The sequence below is a fragment of the Verrucomicrobiota bacterium genome, from assembly GCA_037139415.1.
In the GTDB taxonomy this organism is placed as follows: Bacteria; Verrucomicrobiota; Verrucomicrobiia; order Limisphaerales; family Fontisphaeraceae; genus JBAXGN01.
The window spans coordinates 64412-82893 of sequence record JBAXGN010000005.1 but is presented as its reverse complement, the minus strand read 5'-3'; the positions used below and the strand labels follow the sequence as shown (position 1 = coordinate 82893).

14 protein-coding genes and 3 tRNA genes are annotated in these 18482 nt (G+C 56.5%); 16 read left to right on the top strand and 1 reads right to left on the bottom strand.

What is annotated here, in order from left to right; translation table 11 throughout:
• Window positions 1-87: 87 nt before the first annotated feature.
• On the bottom strand, window positions 88-582 hold the full coding sequence (locus tag WCO56_01925) for a hypothetical protein (GenBank protein MEI7728293.1): 495 nt from the start codon (window positions 580-582) through the stop codon (window positions 88-90).
• Window positions 583-873: 291 nt separating this feature from the next.
• Between WCO56_01925 and WCO56_01920 the strand changes: the two genes are divergently transcribed.
• The 16 genes from WCO56_01920 to rplK all read left to right on the top strand — a co-directional run bounded on the left by WCO56_01920 (window position 874) and on the right by rplK (window position 18451).
• Window positions 874-2022 carry a glycoside hydrolase family protein gene (locus WCO56_01920; protein ID MEI7728292.1) on the top strand — a complete coding sequence of 383 codons (1149 nt, stop codon included), beginning with the start codon at window positions 874-876 and terminating at the stop codon, window positions 2020-2022.
• A 131-nt stretch (window positions 2023-2153) separates the two neighbouring features.
• Window positions 2154-2606: a hypothetical protein gene (locus WCO56_01915; GenBank protein MEI7728291.1), complete on the top strand. Its 453-nt coding sequence runs from the start codon at window positions 2154-2156 to the stop codon at window positions 2604-2606.
• Window positions 2607-2638: 32 nt separating this feature from the next.
• Window positions 2639-5884 carry a DUF5724 domain-containing protein gene (locus WCO56_01910; protein ID MEI7728290.1) on the top strand — a complete coding sequence of 1082 codons (3246 nt, stop codon included), beginning with the start codon at window positions 2639-2641 and terminating at the stop codon, window positions 5882-5884.
• A gap of 612 nt (window positions 5885-6496) precedes the next feature.
• Complete coding sequence (locus tag WCO56_01905; GenBank protein ID MEI7728289.1) at window positions 6497-6883, top strand: helix-turn-helix domain-containing protein; 387 nt, start codon at window positions 6497-6499, stop codon at window positions 6881-6883.
• A gap of 396 nt (window positions 6884-7279) precedes the next feature.
• Entirely contained in the window at window positions 7280-8887 is a 1608-nt protein-coding gene (locus tag WCO56_01900; GenBank protein MEI7728288.1) for a cadherin-like domain-containing protein, read from the top strand.
• A gap of 49 nt (window positions 8888-8936) precedes the next feature.
• On the top strand, window positions 8937-11882 hold the full coding sequence (locus WCO56_01895; protein MEI7728287.1) for a DUF5703 domain-containing protein: 2946 nt from the start codon (window positions 8937-8939) through the stop codon (window positions 11880-11882).
• Window positions 11883-12211: 329 nt separating this feature from the next.
• Window positions 12212-14413, top strand: coding sequence for a glycoside hydrolase family 95 protein (locus tag WCO56_01890; GenBank protein MEI7728286.1), 2202 nt, complete (start codon window positions 12212-12214; stop codon window positions 14411-14413).
• Window positions 14414-14417: 4 nt separating this feature from the next.
• Complete coding sequence (locus WCO56_01885) at window positions 14418-15119, top strand: SGNH/GDSL hydrolase family protein (protein ID MEI7728285.1); 702 nt, start codon at window positions 14418-14420, stop codon at window positions 15117-15119.
• A complete protein-coding gene (locus WCO56_01880) occupies window positions 15116-15244 on the top strand; it encodes a hypothetical protein (protein MEI7728284.1) in 129 nt (42 codons plus the stop codon). The genes WCO56_01885 and WCO56_01880 overlap by 4 nt, the downstream gene beginning before the upstream one ends.
• A 277-nt stretch (window positions 15245-15521) precedes the next feature.
• Window positions 15522-15597: transfer RNA gene (locus WCO56_01875), tRNA-Thr, on the top strand.
• A 90-nt stretch (window positions 15598-15687) separates the two neighbouring features.
• The gene (tuf, locus tag WCO56_01870) at window positions 15688-16878 is read left to right on the top strand and encodes an elongation factor Tu (GenBank protein MEI7728283.1); all 1191 of its coding nucleotides are present in this window, start codon (window positions 15688-15690) and stop codon (window positions 16876-16878) included.
• Window positions 16879-16980: 102 nt separating this feature from the next.
• Window positions 16981-17056 (top strand) — tRNA-Trp (locus WCO56_01865).
• A 15-nt stretch (window positions 17057-17071) separates the two neighbouring features.
• Window positions 17072-17161, top strand: a tRNA-Ser gene (locus tag WCO56_01860).
• A 10-nt stretch (window positions 17162-17171) separates the two neighbouring features.
• Window positions 17172-17432 carry a preprotein translocase subunit SecE gene (secE, locus tag WCO56_01855; GenBank protein ID MEI7728282.1) on the top strand — a complete coding sequence of 87 codons (261 nt, stop codon included), beginning with the start codon at window positions 17172-17174 and terminating at the stop codon, window positions 17430-17432.
• A gap of 18 nt (window positions 17433-17450) precedes the next feature.
• Entirely contained in the window at window positions 17451-17999 is a 549-nt protein-coding gene (gene nusG / locus WCO56_01850) for a transcription termination/antitermination protein NusG (protein ID MEI7728281.1), read from the top strand.
• A 26-nt stretch (window positions 18000-18025) separates the two neighbouring features.
• Window positions 18026-18451, top strand: a complete 426-nt coding sequence (rplK, locus tag WCO56_01845) for a 50S ribosomal protein L11 (protein MEI7728280.1) — start codon at window positions 18026-18028, stop codon at window positions 18449-18451.
• The last annotated feature ends 31 nt before the right edge of the window (window positions 18452-18482 follow it).

Below are 18482 nucleotides of genomic sequence, written 5' to 3'. Positions count from 1 at the left end.
CGGGTATGTGCCTCGCTCGCGTCTCGCCAGCCGCCCAAAATCCTGCGCGCCTTAGCCTCATCTTGAAAGCTCATTGGAATGACAACGTCAAAACTGCAGGCGCGGATCGGAATGTAGAATGGCGGTCAGGTTGTCCCAGGCCGTCTCATTCATGGAGTTGAACGCGTTGAGATATACCGTGATGAGGTCCTTGGGATACTTGCCCAGCAAAGTATCCACCGCTGCCCTGAGTTTGTCATCCTCCACCTTGTTCGGCAGGTTTTCCACCACCCCTTCCGTATGAGGAATGCCAAGTTGTTCGAGAAAATCGGCGAGCATGGCAGTGTGCTTTTTAAGCAGCCACAAGCGGATCAAATTGCCGGCGGCCGCATTCATGGCCGGACGCGACAACACCGCGAGCATGGCCGGATGCCGTTCTGCCCGTGACTGATGCTCCATGAAAATAGGGCGCACCCGCCGTGCTTCCGCGACGGCGGCCAGGACGGTGCGATACACCGCCTTATCCGTGGTGAACACGAATTCCAAAATATCCAAAGCCATGGGCTGTGGCATAAAGCCCAGCAATTCGTTTGACGTCATCATAATCGGCGAGTGCGAGTGTAGTTGAACACGTCCAAAGCGCAAGCGTTTAAACACGACAACTTACATGTATTTGGTTGCGAATTTACACTCCCAATAGTAGGATGCTCCCTTGATGGAAATGAACCAGGAAAACCATGAAACCTAGAATCTGGCCCCTGGCCGCCCTTCTGGCGGTGGCGACCGCAATTTCCGTCGCCGCAGTGTCGCTCATCATTCACGGTGTTGCGATTGAAAATGCAATAGTATGATCCCACGGCGTACCAATTTGAAATAAACCCCAACCCCGACCCCATGAAAAAATGCTTAATTGATCCCAGGCATCTTCTGCGTCGTGATTTTCTCCGGTTGGCGGGGTTCACCGCGTCAGCCGCCTTTGTTGGACTACCTTCCCGTTTGGTGGCTGCGGTAACGCTGGTCTCGCTCAGTGACAACCTTAACCTTGGGGCCATGGTCCAGCCGGTGCCCATGGAGGCGAAGTTTTCCGAGTCCGGATATTTTGTCTGGTGCGGGGCGCCGACCAGGGGCGCCGACGGCAAATATCATCTTTATTATTCGCGCTGGCCGGTCAATAATCCAAACGGATTTGCTCCCGGTTGGGCAATATGTTCTGAAATTGCTTATGGTGTCGCCGATAAGCCCATGGGGCCGTATCGGCATGTGAATGTGGCCTTACCGGCGCGAGGCAGGGAATTCTGGGATGGCACCACCACTCATAATCCGAACATCCTGCAGAAAGGCGGCAAGTTTTATCTCTTCTACATGGGCAACACCGGTGATGGAAAATCGTATCCGATGCACCGCAATAACCAGCGTGTTGGCGTTGCCGTTGCGGATCGTCCGGAGGGGCCATGGAAGCGTTTCGACAAGCCGATTGTGGATGTCAGCGACGATAAGAGTGCGTTCGATTCGCTCTGTGTGACGAATCCCGGTGCCACCGAGCGACCGGATGGTGGAATTCTATTGATCTACAAGGCGGTAGAGTATGTTGAGGGCAAGCCGATGGGTGGCAAGGTGCGCTATGGCGCCGCCTTGGCCGACAAGCCCGAAGGCCCCTACATCAAGAAAGCCGGGAGAATTTTCGAGGCCGAAGGCGATACCAGCAAGCACTGGATGCTCGCGGAAGACCCGTTCATCTGGTACAGCAAGCGCTACGGTAACCGTTATTATGCGGTCGCGCGTGATGTGGTTGGTAAATTCACCGGTTCTTCCGGCGGCATCGCATTATTCGAGTCGGCAGACGGCTTGCAGTGGGAAGCCGCTGCGCAGTCGAAGGTGCTCGAAAACAAATTTAAATGGGCCGATGGCACCCTCAGCAATTCCAACGTGGAACGTCCCGCTCTGCTGCTCGATAACGAAATACCAGTTGCACTCTTCGGTGCCACCGATGGTTATAAAAAGAACGGACGGATTTCGTGTAACGTTCAGATTCCCCTCAGGTAAACCGCAGGTAAGCCCCCGCACCACGCAGACCATGCCAGAATTCAACATAACATGCATTCATAGAATGGCTGCGGCATAGAATGGTGTTGACTGGCCATGCGCGACTGGCATGGTGAAACCTAGCTTTTGCCATGACTGGTCAGATCACCATTAGCGTGCGTGCCCAAGACGGAGTTCAAGCCACTCCGCCCGATTGGTTCATGCCCTTCCCGCCGGAGGCGCCGCCGGGCGGCGAGCCGTACACGCTGCGCGACCTGATTGCGCGGATTGTGCGGGAAGAAATCGCCTCGTTTCGCCGACGTTTGCGCGAGCAGCGGCTCACGCTCGTTTTCTCGGAGCGTGAGATCGAGGCTGGCTTGCGTCAGGGACGCGTCGCCCGCCCGCCACGGATTCGACGTGAGAAAGTGGTGGAAGAGGACGCGGTGGACGCGGCCTTGAAAGCATTCGAGGATGGGCTGTATCGCGTGGTGCTCGATGATGAGGAACAGCGCGATCTCGATCAGCCGGTTTTTCTGCAGCCGGACAGCGAGGTGACATTCATTCGGCTGACGGCGCTCAGCGGCAATTTGCTCTGGTGGTTATAGTTGTCCCTTCAACCCTCAAACCCAACAATACTATGGTTAACAACCCAGCATTCAAAAAAGGTTCTGAGCCAATCCCGGACGACAATGTCGCGAACGGCATGGGGCTCTTCCGCGACGATCAGCGGACCTGGCCTGAGCCGCCTTGCTCAGTAAAGGTAGATTTCGTCACTCCTGCCACCCTGCGTTTGATCGAGGCTCTGGATGCCTTTTTGTACCACCAGCGGGAGCGGATCATTCAATTCGTAGACCGCTACAGCCAGGAGATAAGCGAACAGGCCTTGGGTGAGGTACGCCATTTTCCAGAACCGAATTTCCACTTTGGCCATCAGGAGGATCTGCGCCACCTGCCGTTGCCGGAAGTCTGGGAAACCTGGTGGAAGTCACGCGACCAGAAAATGCGCGACCCGGATGGATACGAAGCCCTGCGCGCGTGGATGTATTGCAATTGGAACCTGAAACGACGGCAGTGGAAAAGCGAACCGCCTGCCCTCGCCGCGCTGGACAGCGTGTTCGGGGGGAAACCCAACCTCAAACTGCATTACCCGGAAACCGTGGAAGCCTTGTTTGGATGGGTTTTGCGGCTGACCGGTCTGGATGCCCTGCGGCCCGATGCGGGGGGACGGTTGCCGGTGGGTGATTTTCTGCTGGACGCCATGGAAAAGTCTTTTGCCCTGGTGCCGGATAAGGTGTTGCGACAGCCAAAATTAGAGAATTCGGACGCCTGGCACTGGCGGGATCTCCGCACGTCGGCGTTCAGCGCCTGGCATGAATTGTCGACTCATTTGAAGCCCGCTTGGACGCCCGCCCAAATAGCGCGGCTCTGGCGGTTGTTGCGCTGGAAGGATGAGCCGCTTGCTAACAGACGGTCCTCAGTATCGGCAAAATTGGGTCTGCTGGAACGATGGCTGCCTCGGAAGGAGCAGAGCCCCGTACCTTCCGGCGTCGCCCCTCTCTCCGAACGGTGCCGGCCGCCCATTAAATTAGCCGCTGCCGCCCATGCCGTTGGCGCCGCCACGGATGCGGACATTCTTGAACTGCTGCTTGGACCGCATGATGGTTACTTCCATGAGCTAAGCGAGGCGACCGATCCCCACAAACGACTGGTTGACAATTTCCCCCAAATCCGCCCCTTGGTGCAGCGTTGCGTGGCAAGAATATTGGAGGTGGAATTGGCCCGCGGTCCGGAGCCCACGCCCGTGTCCGAAGCCATGCGCTCCATTGAGCGCGCTTGGGGGACGGACGCCTTGCAGGCCAGTCTTGTGAAACTGGGTAAAGCCAAGTTCGTGCGCGGCTATATTTACGAGGCCGGCGTGGGTGACGTGTTCAGTCACTTTATACGCGTCTGCCACCCGTGCCCCGAAGATACAGCCGCCGAGTTCAAGGCGAAGACCACGGCGGCCAGGATTCCGGAATCCCGCCTTGTGGAACTGGCGGTTTATGCGCGGCAGTGGGCACCGTTTGTTGATCATGCCTTGGGCTGGCCAAGCTTCGAGGATGGCGTTTGCTGGCTGCATGCCCATACGCGTGGCGCGAATCTTCATGCCAGAAAAGAAGGTGGCAACGACGAAACGACCGAGCAAATCGAATGTTGGGAACCCATTTTCGCTGATCGCACGCCCCTCCAAGCCGATGATCTGGAGGACGGCGCAGTGGATGTGGCGTGGTTCCAGCGGGTGCACAGCGCCCTCGGTCCAGAACGCTGGGAGACGTTGCAGGAAGCCGCCAAGCTCACCGGGGATGGCGCAGGGCACGTGCGGGCGCAGCTCTTCGCCTGCGCGCTTCTGGACCAGATCCCGCGGGAGGATTTGCTGAAGCGCGTGCGGCAGAAGCGGCACCAGGATTCCGTCCGCGCCCTGGGTTTGCTGCCCCTGGCTGCTGGCGCAAAGCGGGACGAAGATATTCAGGAGCGCTATCGCACCTTGCTCACCTTTCAGCGCGAGAGCCGGGAGTTTGGACCGGACCGCCGCGCGAGCGAGAAGCGCGCGGTGGAGATCGCGCTGCAAAACCTGGCCCGCACAGCCGGTTACGCGGACCCCATCCGCCTGGAATGGGCCATGGAAACCAGCGCCGTTGCGGATCTCGCCGAGGGGCCGCTCCGGGTCGCACAGGAGGGAATCACCGCCGAGCTGGGCCTGGATCCGTGGGGGGAAGTCGAATTCACGGTCCTCCGCGACGGCAAAGCGCTGGCGGATATCCCGGCGAAGTTCAAAAAGCTGCCGCCGTTTGCCGCCCTGCGCGAGCGCCGGACGGAGCTGAAACGCCAGGCCGCCCGCGTTCGTCGCGCGCTCGAACAGATGATGATCCGGGGCGACCAAATCACTGCCCAAGAGCTGCCGGAGCTGCTGAAGCATCCCTTGCTATCCCCAATGCTGCACGGGTTGGTGCTGGCAGGCGACGGCGTGTTGGGTTATCCCGTGCAGGAAGGGAAAGCGCTGGAAGATGCGACCGGCAAGGTCGAACCTCTTGCCCAAACAGATGCGCTGCGCATCGCGCATCCGGTGGATCTTCTGCCGGCCAAAGCTTGGGCGGCCTGGCAGAAAGATTGTTTTGCCCGCGAGCGGATTCAGCCCTTCAAGCAAGTCTTCCGGGAGTTGTACCTGCCGGTGGCGGACGAGTTGAATGAGGCCACCGCGTCGCACCGCTACGCCGGCATTGAAGTGAAAGACAAGCAGGCCTTCGCGCTGCTCAGTTCACGCAACTGGGTTAGCAGCGGCGAGGAACCCACTCGCAGAGTTTTCCACGAAGCAGGGATTACTGCATGGCTGAACTTCAAAGAAGCCTTCCATTACGTCGGCGAACTGGAGGAGATCACCATCGACACGGTAAACTTCACACCCCGCGGCAAATCTGCACCCGTTAAGCTTGCGGATGTGCCGCCGCGCCTGTTCAGCGAGGTCATGCGCGATCTGGACTTGGTGACCGCCGTCGCGCGGACCAGCGCGGGCGAACCTGCTGCCAGCGCCAGCATGGTTGCCCAGCGCGCCGTGCTTGTGCTGGAAACCTGCACGCGGCTCAAGCTGTCCAACGTGCGCGTGATCGGGCCGCAGGTGGAAATTGCCGGCCAGCTCGGCAACTACCTGGTCCACCTGGGCACGGGTGTCGCCCGCAAGGCGGACGGAAAAGAACTGATTCTCCAGGCCCTCCCCGCCGCGAAACCAAGGGTTTTCCTACCCTTTGCGGAGGACGATGCCCAAACCACTGAAGTATTGAGCAAAATTCTCCTCCTGGCACGGGACAACGCGATCAAAGATCCCAGTATTCTCAGCCAGCTACAGTAGTAGATATATTCCCAGTAAAAGTTGCAGGGAATGATACGATCCGTCACCCGCGCTATCTGGTGGCCGGCTGGGATTGCGCCCCAATCTTGGTTTTGCGAGATGGTGGTTCCCGGAGTCATTAACATCGCCATCGATGCCAGTTCGCCTCATTTTAATGAGTTTTCAAGATGAAGCTATGGCACCCAGGATTTAGGGTCGAGGGCGAGGCGCGAGCGAGGTGCATACCTGTCCCGGTCTGTCGGGATAACGAGTGAGTACCGAAGCCAGCAGCCCAAAGGCTAAGGCAGGTGGCTCAAGCAAAAGCTTCGCTCACTTGGGTGACGGCTTGGAGGTGGGGATGAAATTCCAAGGCAAAAGCTTGGTTATTTTCGCAGAGCCAACCGGGCGGAATGAACCTGTCAAATAATTTTTCAAAAAAATAATGTCGCGTATTGTCATCATGTGACGCGAATAGTGTCATTATTGTCATATTGGAAAAACCGCCGCGTGTAAAACGCCAGCTCCACCCTAAAAACTTGGTGTATAGATGGGGGCGAAAAAATCTGTGGGTCCTTGGTGGGACTTGCAGTGGAACAAAGCCAGCAAATCGGCTGGCCGGAAAGGAAAAAACCGATGCATAGCACGGATACTAAAAGTCAGTTCATCGAACTCCGCGCCAAAGGCTGGAGCCTGGCGCGCATCGCTGCCCAGATCAACGTGAGCCCACGCACCTTGGTGGATTGGAATCGCCAATCGCAGGCGGAAATCCGCACCTTGCGAGCCGTGGAGCTGGAGGCTCTCCAGGAGAAAATCCTGGCCACCCATGAACAAGAACTCAGCCGGCTGACGCAGCATTTGCAGCGCATTGAGGAGCAACTGGCGAAGGAGAAATTGGAGCTCGTGTCCACGCCGGATCTCTATCGGATGGCGGCACTGATGCGCGCAGAAATCCGCAAAGTCCGCTTGGAACCGGATTTGATCGAACCCGCGCTCGCCTCCGGTCACCAGTCTCCGGACTGAAACTGCACCGTTTCTGCCTCGTTTTTGCGCCATGGCTTTGGATTTCAATCACCCAGCACTCCGTTGCAAACTTTACCAGATTCAATTCGGTAAAGTTCGAAATTGCCAACTTAATAGCCGTAAAACATTGGTTATAAGTGTTATATGCATGGAATTGGATTAGAAGTTTGGAAATGTTTTTGCCTGTTTTATTAAAGTTTGGTAAAAGTTAAATCATGATGCGTAAATTCACATCTATAGCGTGTCTGATCGTTTTTGGAACGGTCGCCAACCTTTTGTCAGCGACTCCCCACCGGTCTCCGAAGTCAGCAAACCTCGGCCATGAACCATCGATAATGAGAATACCATTAATTTGAAATAGCGTATGACCACAACGCGACCGTAAAAGCTTAAAACATGCGACAAAACAAATTCCTGATATTCATTGAATTCCAAGTGATGCTGACGGCGCTTGCAATGCCAGCCATTACCACCAATGCGCAAATTCCAGCGTTTCCCGGTGCCTTCGGTTTTGGCGCGGTGGCCACGGGTGGGCGCGGTGGCCAGGTGTATCACGTTCGCAATTTGAACGATAACGGTCCCGGCTCGTTTCGCGATGCCGTCAGCCAGGATAACCGTATTGTCGTGTTTGATGTTGGGGGTTACTCTGCCCCCGCATCCACAAACCGTACGGTCAATGCCGCGATTAAGGTTCACAACAATATCACCATTGCGGGGCAAACGGCACCGGGAGACGGCTTTGGCGTCATGGGACGGGAGGTTTCGTTCAGTTCGGCAACCAACGTGATTTGCCGTTATATCCGTATCCGGCAGGGCATGCTGGACGGCCATCGCGCCGGCAACACAGTTGGCATGTATCACGCGAACACCATCATCCTCGACCACGTGTCCATCGCGTTTGGGCAGTGGAACAACATTGACGCGGTTGGGGCAACGAATATCACCGTCCAGAACTGTGTCATCGCTGATCCGGTCGGCCAGCGGTTTAACGCGCACACCGAGGGCGGCCCGTTTTGCTGGTATCGGAATCTCTGGGCTAACGCACACAACCGTCAGCCGATGGCGCGCGCCGACACGGTGCTCGTGAACAATTACATTTATGACTACGAGGCCGGTTATACCACCACGACGCACGCGCCATTCCACCACGACCTGGTAAACAATTATTTCGTCGCCGGCCCGGCCACCGGCCGGCCTTCGAATTGTTTTTTTCAAGTGAACACCAACCAGTTTTTTTATGTATCCGGCAACCAACTCGATGCGAACAAGGATGGCAAACTCAATGGCTCGCCTGTGACGCCCGGTCAGTCAGTGACGCTTTCCCAAACGTCGTGTTTTGCTGTCACTACCAATCTGCCCATCCTCAGCGCGGCGGCAGCGGTACGCTGCGTGTTGTCGGGTGCGGGCTGCGTATTGCAGCGTGACGCGTTGGATTTGCGGACCATCAGCGAGGCGGCTTCGTTCGGCAAGATGGGCTTCATCCGTACTAACCAAATGCAAAGCGGGTTGCCCAATTGCGGATATGGCACCTTGGACGGCGGCCCAGCGCCAACGGACAGCGATCAGGACGGCATGCCGGATTATTGGGAGAGGGCATTGGGGTGGAGCCCGGCAGCGGTGGATCATAACGCCGAACTGGCCAGCCATGACGGTTTTATCAGCGAGCCAACGTTTTTCCCGCCAAAAACACCGGCGGGATATACACGGTTGGAGGAATACCTTTATTTTTTAGGAATACCCCACGGCCTTATTCTCAGGAGCACTGCTGGCGTTACGGACAGTTTTACCGTGAATCTGCGGAGGTTCACTTCAGGTTTCTCCCGGGCGCCTGTATTCACGCTTTCAGACGTCAGTGGTGGTACCGTGAAGCAGACGGGCGAGGGTGGCTGTCTGGTCACTTTTATGCCGGCGCGGAATTATTCTGGCCGCGCAAAATTCGATTTTACTATAACCGACACTGAGGGGAATTCGTGGAAACAAACCTACGCCATACTGGTACAATAGTTGAGGTGATTTTGAATAGTTCAAGACTCAATAATCCAATGACATTTTTATGAGCCATTTTTTTCGCACCATCCTGCTCCTGCTTATTGCCGCTTGGGGAATCATGGCAAATGACCGGGGTTTAGCGGCAACATCCTTGGATGATTATAATGTGGTCTGGCCTGTGCCCAGCGAGGATTCCTTTGGCTCGATGCCGCTCGGCAATGGCGATGTCGGCGCGAACGTGTGGGTCGAGCCTAATGGAGATCTGGTGTTGTATCTCAGCAAGGTGGATGCTTTTGATGCCGGTCATCTGTTGCCGAAGCTCGGGCGCGTGCGGTTACGTTTGGAGCCTGCGCTCGATGTGAAAAAGTTCCAGCAGACGCTGGTGCTGTGCGATGCCGCCATCGAGATAAAGTCCGGCGATGTCAACCTGCGCGTCTGGATCGATGCCAATCAACCGGTGGTCCGCGTGCAAGGTGCCAGCTCCACGCCGCGCAAGGCAATACTCTCGTTCGAGTCGTTGCGTCGGATGCAGGACCAGGGACAGGCATTACCCGAAAAAGGCACCGCGGGTGTTCTTTTTAACGACTCGAAGGACCGATTGGCCTGGTGTTATCGCAATCAGTCATCGGTTTGGGCGGATCACATCCGCGCCCAGAATTCGCCGGAGATGGTGGCACGTGCGAAGGATCCGATTCTGCATCGCACCGGAGGTGGTGTTTTGAGCGCACCGAACTTCAAACGTTCTGCGCCCGATGCGCTGGCGAGCGAACGCCCGCTCACGGTCTTCGATGGCACGGTCCGTATCCTCTGTAATCAGCCGGAATCCCTGCCGGCATGGCTGGCCGAAGCGGAGCGTCCGTTAGCATCGGATTGGACCGCACATCAGCGTCACTGGCAGGAGTTCTGGAGTCGCAGCCATATTTTTATCACGCGCTGTGGTGAGGGGAAGTTTAACCTCGATCAATCCCGCTTTACACAATATCCGCAGGCCTCGAAGGCCTATGAGGGCCACAAGGAAATTGATTCGAGTTTGAATGCGTTTCAACTCAGTCAGCGTTATGCGCTCGAGCGGTTTTGTCAGGCGGCCGCAAGCCGGGGAAGCGTGCCTCCGCCATACAATGGTTCCATATTTACCATGGACATGCCGGCGGGTGTCATGGGTTTTGATAAACCCAAGAAAACGCAGATTTCCCCGGACGGCCGGGACTGGGCCAACCTGTCTTTCATGTGGCAAAACACCCGCCACCCGTATTGGTCCATGCCCGCGCGCGGTGATTACGATGCTATCATTCCGGGAATGGAGTTTGTGCGTGATGGCCTGGAGATCGGGCGTGACCGTTGCCAGAAGCTGCTTGGCATCAGCGGTGCCTTTATCATGGAAGCCAGTTGGTGGCACAACGTCGGCGTGTTCAACTGGAACCGCATGCCGGCGCACCTGCGGTATCATCAGCTCGCCACCATTGAGATCCCTGCCATTATGGCTGAGACCTACGAGCATACCCGTAACCGCAAGTTTCTCGACGACGTCCTTCTGCCCTGTGCGGATGCCGGAATCGAATACTACATCAATCGATTTACTCAGCGCGACGCCAAAGGCAGGATGTGGATGGAAGGCGTGGGTTGCGCCGAAACCTATCAGGGGGTGGCCAATCCCTGCACTGAAATTGGTTGTTTGAAATATCTGCTGACCAAACTGCTTTCCTTTGAGATTGATTCCGTTCGCCGGGCCAGGTGGGCCAAGTTGCTGGAGGAGATGCCTGGTGTTCCCCTCCGCCGGGTTCGTGGCATGGATTTGTTGGCGGTGGGCGATATCTATAATTCCGGCCGCGAAATCTGTGAGACTCCGGAACTATACTCGGTGTACCCCTTTCGCCAGGTATGGCTTGGAAAGCCGGAACTGCTCGCCAACGCCCGGCAGTCGTTCCATGTGCGGAATATCAGCCTGGACGGAACCGATGATAAACAGGCGGTGGAAACCGGCGGCTGGCAGTCTGCTCCAGTGCAGGCCGCCTATCTCGGGCTCGCCCGTGAAGCCGCCCGGCTCGCCAGCATCAACTTCAACGACCAGTTCATTCACTGGACCGATAACGTTGATCCCGCCGCACCGTTTCCGAAGCGCCCCCGTGCCCGCTTTCCGGCGTTCTGGGAATGCAAGATGGACGGCACTCCGGATAACGACCACGGCGCGAACTCCGTCAATACCCTGCAAAGCATGCTGCTGCAATCTGATGGCAGAAAAATATTCCTGCTCCCAGCCTGGCCGGAGGATTGGGATGTTTCCTTTAAATTGGCTGCCACCTTCAACACCACGGTTGAATGCGTTTACCAGGATGGGAAGGTGCAATCGCTTAAGGTCACCCCCGAAGCGCGCCGCGCTGATGTCATTGACCTGAGCACGCCTGACCAACGCATTTGCACGCTGGTCGAGGTCGCCTGCGCTGACCGCAACCATCTGTTCGGGCTGCCGCCGATGCTCGATGGTCAGCCGAAACCGGGTCCGGCAACCAAACCATGGCTGGATAAATATGGGGAAAGCGTTTCGAACGTGAAGGGGACTCTGTGGCCAAACTGCGTGTTCCGCGCTGACGTGCTCTATGTTCATGGCGGCGGTGAGGTTCCCGCCATCCCTGCCAAAATCATTTCTTCAAAACGGCTCTCGGCGAGCATTCTCAAAGTCCAGTATGACCAATCGCTGGAGCCTTTGGTCCTCGCTGCATCCTCAACTGGCTCGCTCACCGCTGGAAAAACCGGCACCACTCTCGATTTCGGCAAACCGATGACCTTCGACCGCATCGAATTCACCATTGAGAATCCCGGTTACCGGCGTGGGCAAAGTAAAGCTTTCGAACTCCAAACGCTGCAAGCCGACGGGCAATGGAAGCCGGTTCACAAGGCCATGGTCTTTGGCTCGATCTACAGTAAGCAATTTGCACCGGTGTCGGCTCAAGCTGTGCGATTGGTCATGGATGCCCCGGTTCGCCAGTTTGATTTATTTGCCCAAGGGCACTGATTTGGCTCCAAATTCTGAATGCATCTCAACGATGCACCTTGATTAGTGAAATTACGATTTCAGCTAACTGATAGCCCATTGTTCTCTTTGGCCATAGCCCCCCTGCCACCGGTTTTGCCGTGAGGTAACCAGTCCAATGTCACGACCGTGTCCTGCATTGCAATGCAGAGCCTACTGATTGTAGCGCGCTTTGTACTCATTTCCATGGTGTTACCTCCTGTTTATCAAGTGCCAACCTAAACCAGCCAAGTGGTCAGACAGGTTCCTGAATTATCAATAATTGCAACATTCGTACAGCTTTGGCAAAGTTTGGAAACGAAATGACGCTTATGAAATACAAACCTGTTTGGTTGCCGTCGAGTTTGCTGCTGGTGACTGCGGTGCTGTTTCTGTCCCGGGTCGTTGGGGCGGGGGACCTTTCCCTTTGGTATTCCAAGCCCGCCGGCAAATGGCTGGAGGCATTGCCCATCGGCAATGGCAGTCTCGGTGGGATGATTTTTGGCGGCACGACGAATGAGCGGATTCAATTCAATGAGCAGACGCTCTGGCTCGGCGGTGAGATTGATATGGGCAGCTACCAGCCGTTCGGTGATGTGTTCGTCGAGTGGGGGCACGCCGATGCATCCAATTACCGGCGCGAACTCGATTTACGGGATGCCACGCACCGCGTCAGCTATCAGGTCGGAGGTGCCACATTTCGGCGGGAGGCGTTCTCCAGTTATCCGGATCAAGTTTTGGTCATCCGCTATACGGCCGACAAGCCGGGCGGTTATTCCGGTGCCATCCGCCTGACGGACATGCACAAAGCGAGCATCCGTGCCGAGGGCAACAAGCTCTTTGCGGTTGGCACGCTGACGAATGGTCTGGAGTACGAGTCGCAAGTCTGGGTGCTGAATGAAGGTGGTCAGGTTGTGGCGGGCGATGCGGTGATCAAGGTGTCCAATGCCGACAGTGTCACCCTGCTGTTGGCGGCCGGAACCTCCTTTGCAAACGATCCGATGAAAAACTGGCGGCGTGAACCTCCGCATGCGCGGGTGACTCAGCGATTGGAAGCGGCATCCAAGAAACCCTTTGCCCAGCTTCACGCGGCGCACGTGGCGGATTACCAGCGACTGTTCAATCGCGTGAGCCTTGATCTCGGATCAGGTAATTCCGGTTCGCCGACGGATGAGCGGTTGACGGCACGCAAGACCGGTCAGGCCGATCCCGCGCTGGAGGCGCTGCTGTTCCAGTACGGTCGTTATCTGCTCATCAGCAGTTCGCGGCCGGGTGGGCTGCCGGCCAACCTTCAGGGAATCTGGAATGCCGATTTGAAACCCGCGTGGTATTCCGCTTATACTGCCAACATCAATGTGGAAATGAATTACTGGCCGGCCGAGCTAACGGGTTTGTCCGAATGCCATGAGCCGTTGTTCAAATGGATTCAAAACATGGCGGTGGTGTACAAGCGGACGCAGGACGAACGCGTGAAAACGCCCAAGGGCCGTGGTTGGTCGAACTACAGCACCACCAACCCGATGGGTGGCACTTCACGCTGGGGGGTACACCGTCCCAATAGCGCCTGGCTGGTGCAACACATGTGGCTGCATTATGCGTTTACTGGCGACCAGGAATTTCTCCGTAACATCGCCTATCCGGCCATCAAGGAGGTTGTGGAGTTCTGGGAGGATCGCCTGGTGGAAGGGCCGGATGGCAAACTGATCACGCCGGACGGATGGTCGCCCGAACATGGGCCGGTGGAGGTGAACGGGAAAATTGTACTCAAGGAGGGTGACCGCACACCGCATCCCGGCGTTTCATACGATCAGCAGATTGTCTGGGACTTGTTCAGCAATTACATTGAGGCTTCCGAGGCGCTCGGGGTGGATGCGGAGTATCGCGCGAAAGTCGTTTCCATGCGAGATCGGCTATTGAGCCCGAAGATTGGACGGTGGGGACAGATTCAGGAATGGATGGAGGACGTGGATGATCCCAAAGATCATCACCGGCATACGTCGCATTTGTTTGCGCTGCATCCCGGCCGGCAGATCAGCCCGATCCTAACTCCGAAACTGGCCGAGGCGGCCAAGGTCACGCTTAATGGCCGGGGCGACATCTCCACCGGCTGGAGCAAGGCCTGGAAGATCAATTTTTGGGCGCGCCTGCATGACGGCGAACGGGCACACCGATTGATCGGTGAACTCTTCAAGGTCAGCATCCTCGATAACCTGTTTGATACTCATCCGCCATTTCAAATGGATGGCAATTGGGGTTATACGTCCGGCGTCACCGAAATGCTGCTGCAAAGCCACCTCAAGGAAGGTGACACCTACCTGATTCATCTCCTGCCTGCTTTGCCCCAGGCATGGTCCGACGGCAAGGTCAGCGGCCTGCGCGCGCGGGGCGGTTTTGAGGTGAGCCTGGAATGGCAACAGGGCAAACTGGTCAATGCGAATCTCCATTCCTTGAATGGCAATCCCTGCCGTCTCCGCTATGGCAATGAAACGCGCACGGTCGTACTTGCGAAGGGAGAAGCCAAACGTGTACCATAATCCCATGAAACCAATCGCAACTCCCGGATTGCGCCAATTCCAATCGGGTACCCGCAAAGTGCGCGATGCACTCCTGATGTTCACCATGGCCGCTTCTCTGCTGGCGGCTGCCGAACCGCGCACGGTCGTGGTCTTTGGCGATTCCATCACCCAGGGCGGCGCGCTGCCAAAGAATGACCGCACGAACGCCTGGGTCAATGTCGTGGAGCGCACCTCGCAAGGGCGGCTTAAAATGGTGAATGAAGGCAAAGGCGGACGCCCCACGGATTCCGTGAAGGAATTCGACGCGATGCTGGTGTGCCATCCCCGTGCTGATGCGCTGGTGATTGCCCTGGGCACCAACGATTCCCGCGACACGACCGACAAATGCGTGCCGAAGGCGGTGGCCAATATTCAGGCCATGATTGCCCGCGCGCGGAAGGCCTGGGGAGAAAAATTGCCGGTGCTGCTGGTGGGGCCGCCCAATATTAACAAGAGCGCCCTGGGCCCCACCAAGCCGATTGCCAACGAGCGCGAGGCCAAATTGCGTGAGCTGGGAGAAGCCTTCGCGCGATTGGCGAAAGATCAGCGATGCGAGTATGGCACGTTATTCGGCGTGGTGCCGGAAAGCAGTATGACCAAGGATGGGGTGCATCCGGATTCCGCCGGCAACGCTGCCATCGCCAGTGCCATGCTGCCGAAAATCAGGGCTATCGTGACACCATGATTCAGATGTGCGAGGACCTTGGCGCGGGCGCTCTGCGGGTGTGCAATCCCGGCTTCAGCGATAATTATCGTAATGCTGAGTATGCGCCGTCGGAGCTGGTGGATGATTATAGTATGGCCCCATGACGTCTCCAATCATCGTGGTGCCCGTTGGGGTTGGGATGGTGGTTATCTGACCTTATAGGATGCCTGCCGAATGCATGTTTTAAGCCAAAAGCTGCCCGGATGAAAAAAAATCAAAAAAAACTTTGACAAGGGTGTTTTTGGAGAGTATAACCCATACAAATAATAGGGCTGAGACGGAATACAAACATTAGTCCCTTTGAGCTTTTGTGGAAAAGCAAGGGCCTAATGGGTTTTTTGTCGTTTTTAGTCCTGACAGTAAATATGAGCGAATTTGGGAGCCCATGTAGCTCAGTTGGCAGAGCGCGTCCTTGGTAAGGACGAGGTCACCAGTTCAAACCTGGTCATGGGCTCCAGTTTGTCAGTTTGTAATAATGGCCGGCGATAAAAAGACCGGGCGTGATAAAAACATATTAAGTAATAACAATAAACAGCAGGAATAGCAAATGGCAAAGGAACAATTCCAACGTACGAAACCGCACGTCAACGTCGGCACCATCGGCCACATTGACCACGGCAAGTCCACTCTGACCGCAGCGCTGGTCGAAGTCCAATCCAAGCGTGGTTTGGCGACCCCGATCTCATACGCTGACATTACCAAGGGCGGCACCGTGCGTGACGAAACCAAGACCGTCACTATCGCTGTTTCCCACGTCGAATATCAGAGCGAAAACCGGCATTACGCTCACATCGACTGCCCTGGTCACGCCGATTTCATCAAAAACATGATTACGGGTGCGGCCCAGATGGACGGTGCCATCCTCGTGGTGGATGCCTCCGAAGGCCCGATGCCCCAGACTCGTGAACACATCCTGTTGGCCCGCCAGGTCGGTGTGCCCGCCGTAGTGGTCTTCTTGAACAAGATTGACCTCGTGGACGACAAGGAATTGCTCGACCTCGTCGAAATGGAAGTGCGCGACCTGCTCACCAAATACGGATTCCCCGGGGACAAAGCTCCGGTGATCCGCGGCAGTTCCCGTGCTGCCATGAACGGCACGCCGGAAGGCATTCAATGCATTCAGGACCTGCTCAAGGCCGTGGATGAATACGTGCCGTTGCCGGCCCGTGAAGTGGACAAACCGTTCCTGATGTGCATCGAAGACGTGTTCAACATTGAAGGCCGTGGCACGGTGGTCACTGGTCGTGTTGAACGTGGCGTGCTGGATCGCATGTCGGATGTCGAAATCGTCGGCATCACGGAAACTCGCAAGACGGTGGCAACGGACATCGAAATGTTCCGCAAGCTGCTCGACAAAGCGACTGCCGGCGACAACGTGGGCGTGCTGTTGCGCGGCACCCGGAAAGAGGACGTGGAACGCGGCATGGTGCTCGCCAAGCCCGGTTCCATTCATCCGCACACCAAGTTCAAGGCGGAAGTGTACGTGCTGTCCAAGGATGAAGGTGGCCGTCACACGCCGTTCTTTACCAATTACCGTCCGCAATTCTATTTCCGCACTTCGGATGTTACCGGAACGGTGACTCTGCCGGCGGGCGTGGAAATGGTCATGCCGGGAGACAATGTATCCGTGGAAATCGCGTTGATCGCGCCGGTTGCAGTTGAAAAGCTGCAGCGCTTCGCCATTCGCGAAGGCGGCCGCACCATTGGGGCGGGCCGTGTCACGGAAATCATTGAATAATAATCATTGAAACAACTGAAGCCGGGGGGGCCATGTGGTCGCTCCGGCTTTAGGTTCTTGTAACGTAAGTTAAGAAATAGAACTCGACGGCAGGTTTCGGTTACGGCGTTAGCTCAATTGGCAGAGTAGCGGTCTCCAAAACCGTTGGTTGGGGGTTCAACTCCCTCACGCCGTGCCAAACTATAACAGTGCCGGAGAGGTGGCAGAGTGGTCTATCGCGGCGGTCTTGAAAACCGCTTCGGGTTCACGCCCGACGGGGGTTCGAATCCCTCCCTCTCCGCCAGACAGGAAATATGGACAACATTTGGACAATCGTATTGTTGGTGGTTGCGGCAGTCGCATTCGGGTACGCCTGGCATAAGGGCTACCTGTTGCGGTTGTCCCAATATATCGAAGAAACCCGCGAGGAGTTGCGTAAATGCACTTGGCCGTCCGTGGAGGAGCTGAAAGGTTCGACCTTGGTGGTCATGGTGTCCATACTTTTGCTCGGCGGTTTCACCGTGGGGGCAGATCTTGTCCTCGCCCTGTTCGTCAAGCTAATCACCTCGGTTTAACGAGAAAGAGCTACCGCCATGCCAAAACAATGGTTTGTCTTGCACACCCTTTCCGGACAGGAACTCAAGGTCAAAGAGAACATTGAGAAACGGATGAAGGCCGAGGAAATGACTGAGTTCATCAGTGAAGTCCTCGTGCCGATGGAGAAGGTGGTGGATGTGCGGGGCGGTAAAAAAACCGTAAGCAACCGCAAGTTGCATCCCGGCTATGTCTATGTGGAGATGTCGCTGCTGGACGATAACCGGCGCGTGCTGGACCGTCCTTGGTATTTTATCCGTGAGACCTCCGGTATCATCGGGTTCATCGGCGGCGACCGTCCGGTGCCGGTTTCCCCCGAGGAGATCGCGGTAATCAAGGTCCAGGTTGCCGATTCGGAGGATACCGAGCGACCCAAGGTGAATTTCGAGGTGGGCGAGACGGTGAAGATCAACGACGGGCCGTTCCTGAATTTCAGCGGGGTGATCGAGGAAATCGAGCCCCAACGAGGCAAGCTCAAGGTGACCGTGAACATCTTCGGCCGCAACACGCCGGTGGAACTCGAATACTGGCAGGTCGAGAAACAGTAATTGAACTGAATTAGAAAACCAGATTTATGGCTAAGAAAGTAACAGGCATTATCAAGCTCCAAATCCCGGGTGGCCAGGCCAATCCGGCGCCGCCGGTCGGCCCCGCGCTCGGCCAGCATGGCGTGAACATCATGGGCTTCTGCAAGGAGTTCAACGCCCTCACCAAAGACCAGCCCGGCATGGTTATCCCGGTGATCATCACGGTGTATCAGGACAAGTCGTTCACCATGGTGACCAAGTCTCCGCCGGCCTCCGCCCTGCTTAAGAAGGCGGCCGGCATCGCTTCGGGGTCCAAGACGCCCAACAAGGAAAAAGTGGGCAAGGTGAGCAAAAAACAGGTGCTGGAGATCATTAAGCTGAAACAAAAAGATTTGAATGCGAACACCGAAGAGGGCGCGTTCCGCATGATTGCCGGCACCGCCCGCAACATGGGCATCGAAATCACCGACTAAACCAAAACCGCGGGAGAGCAGACCGCTCGCT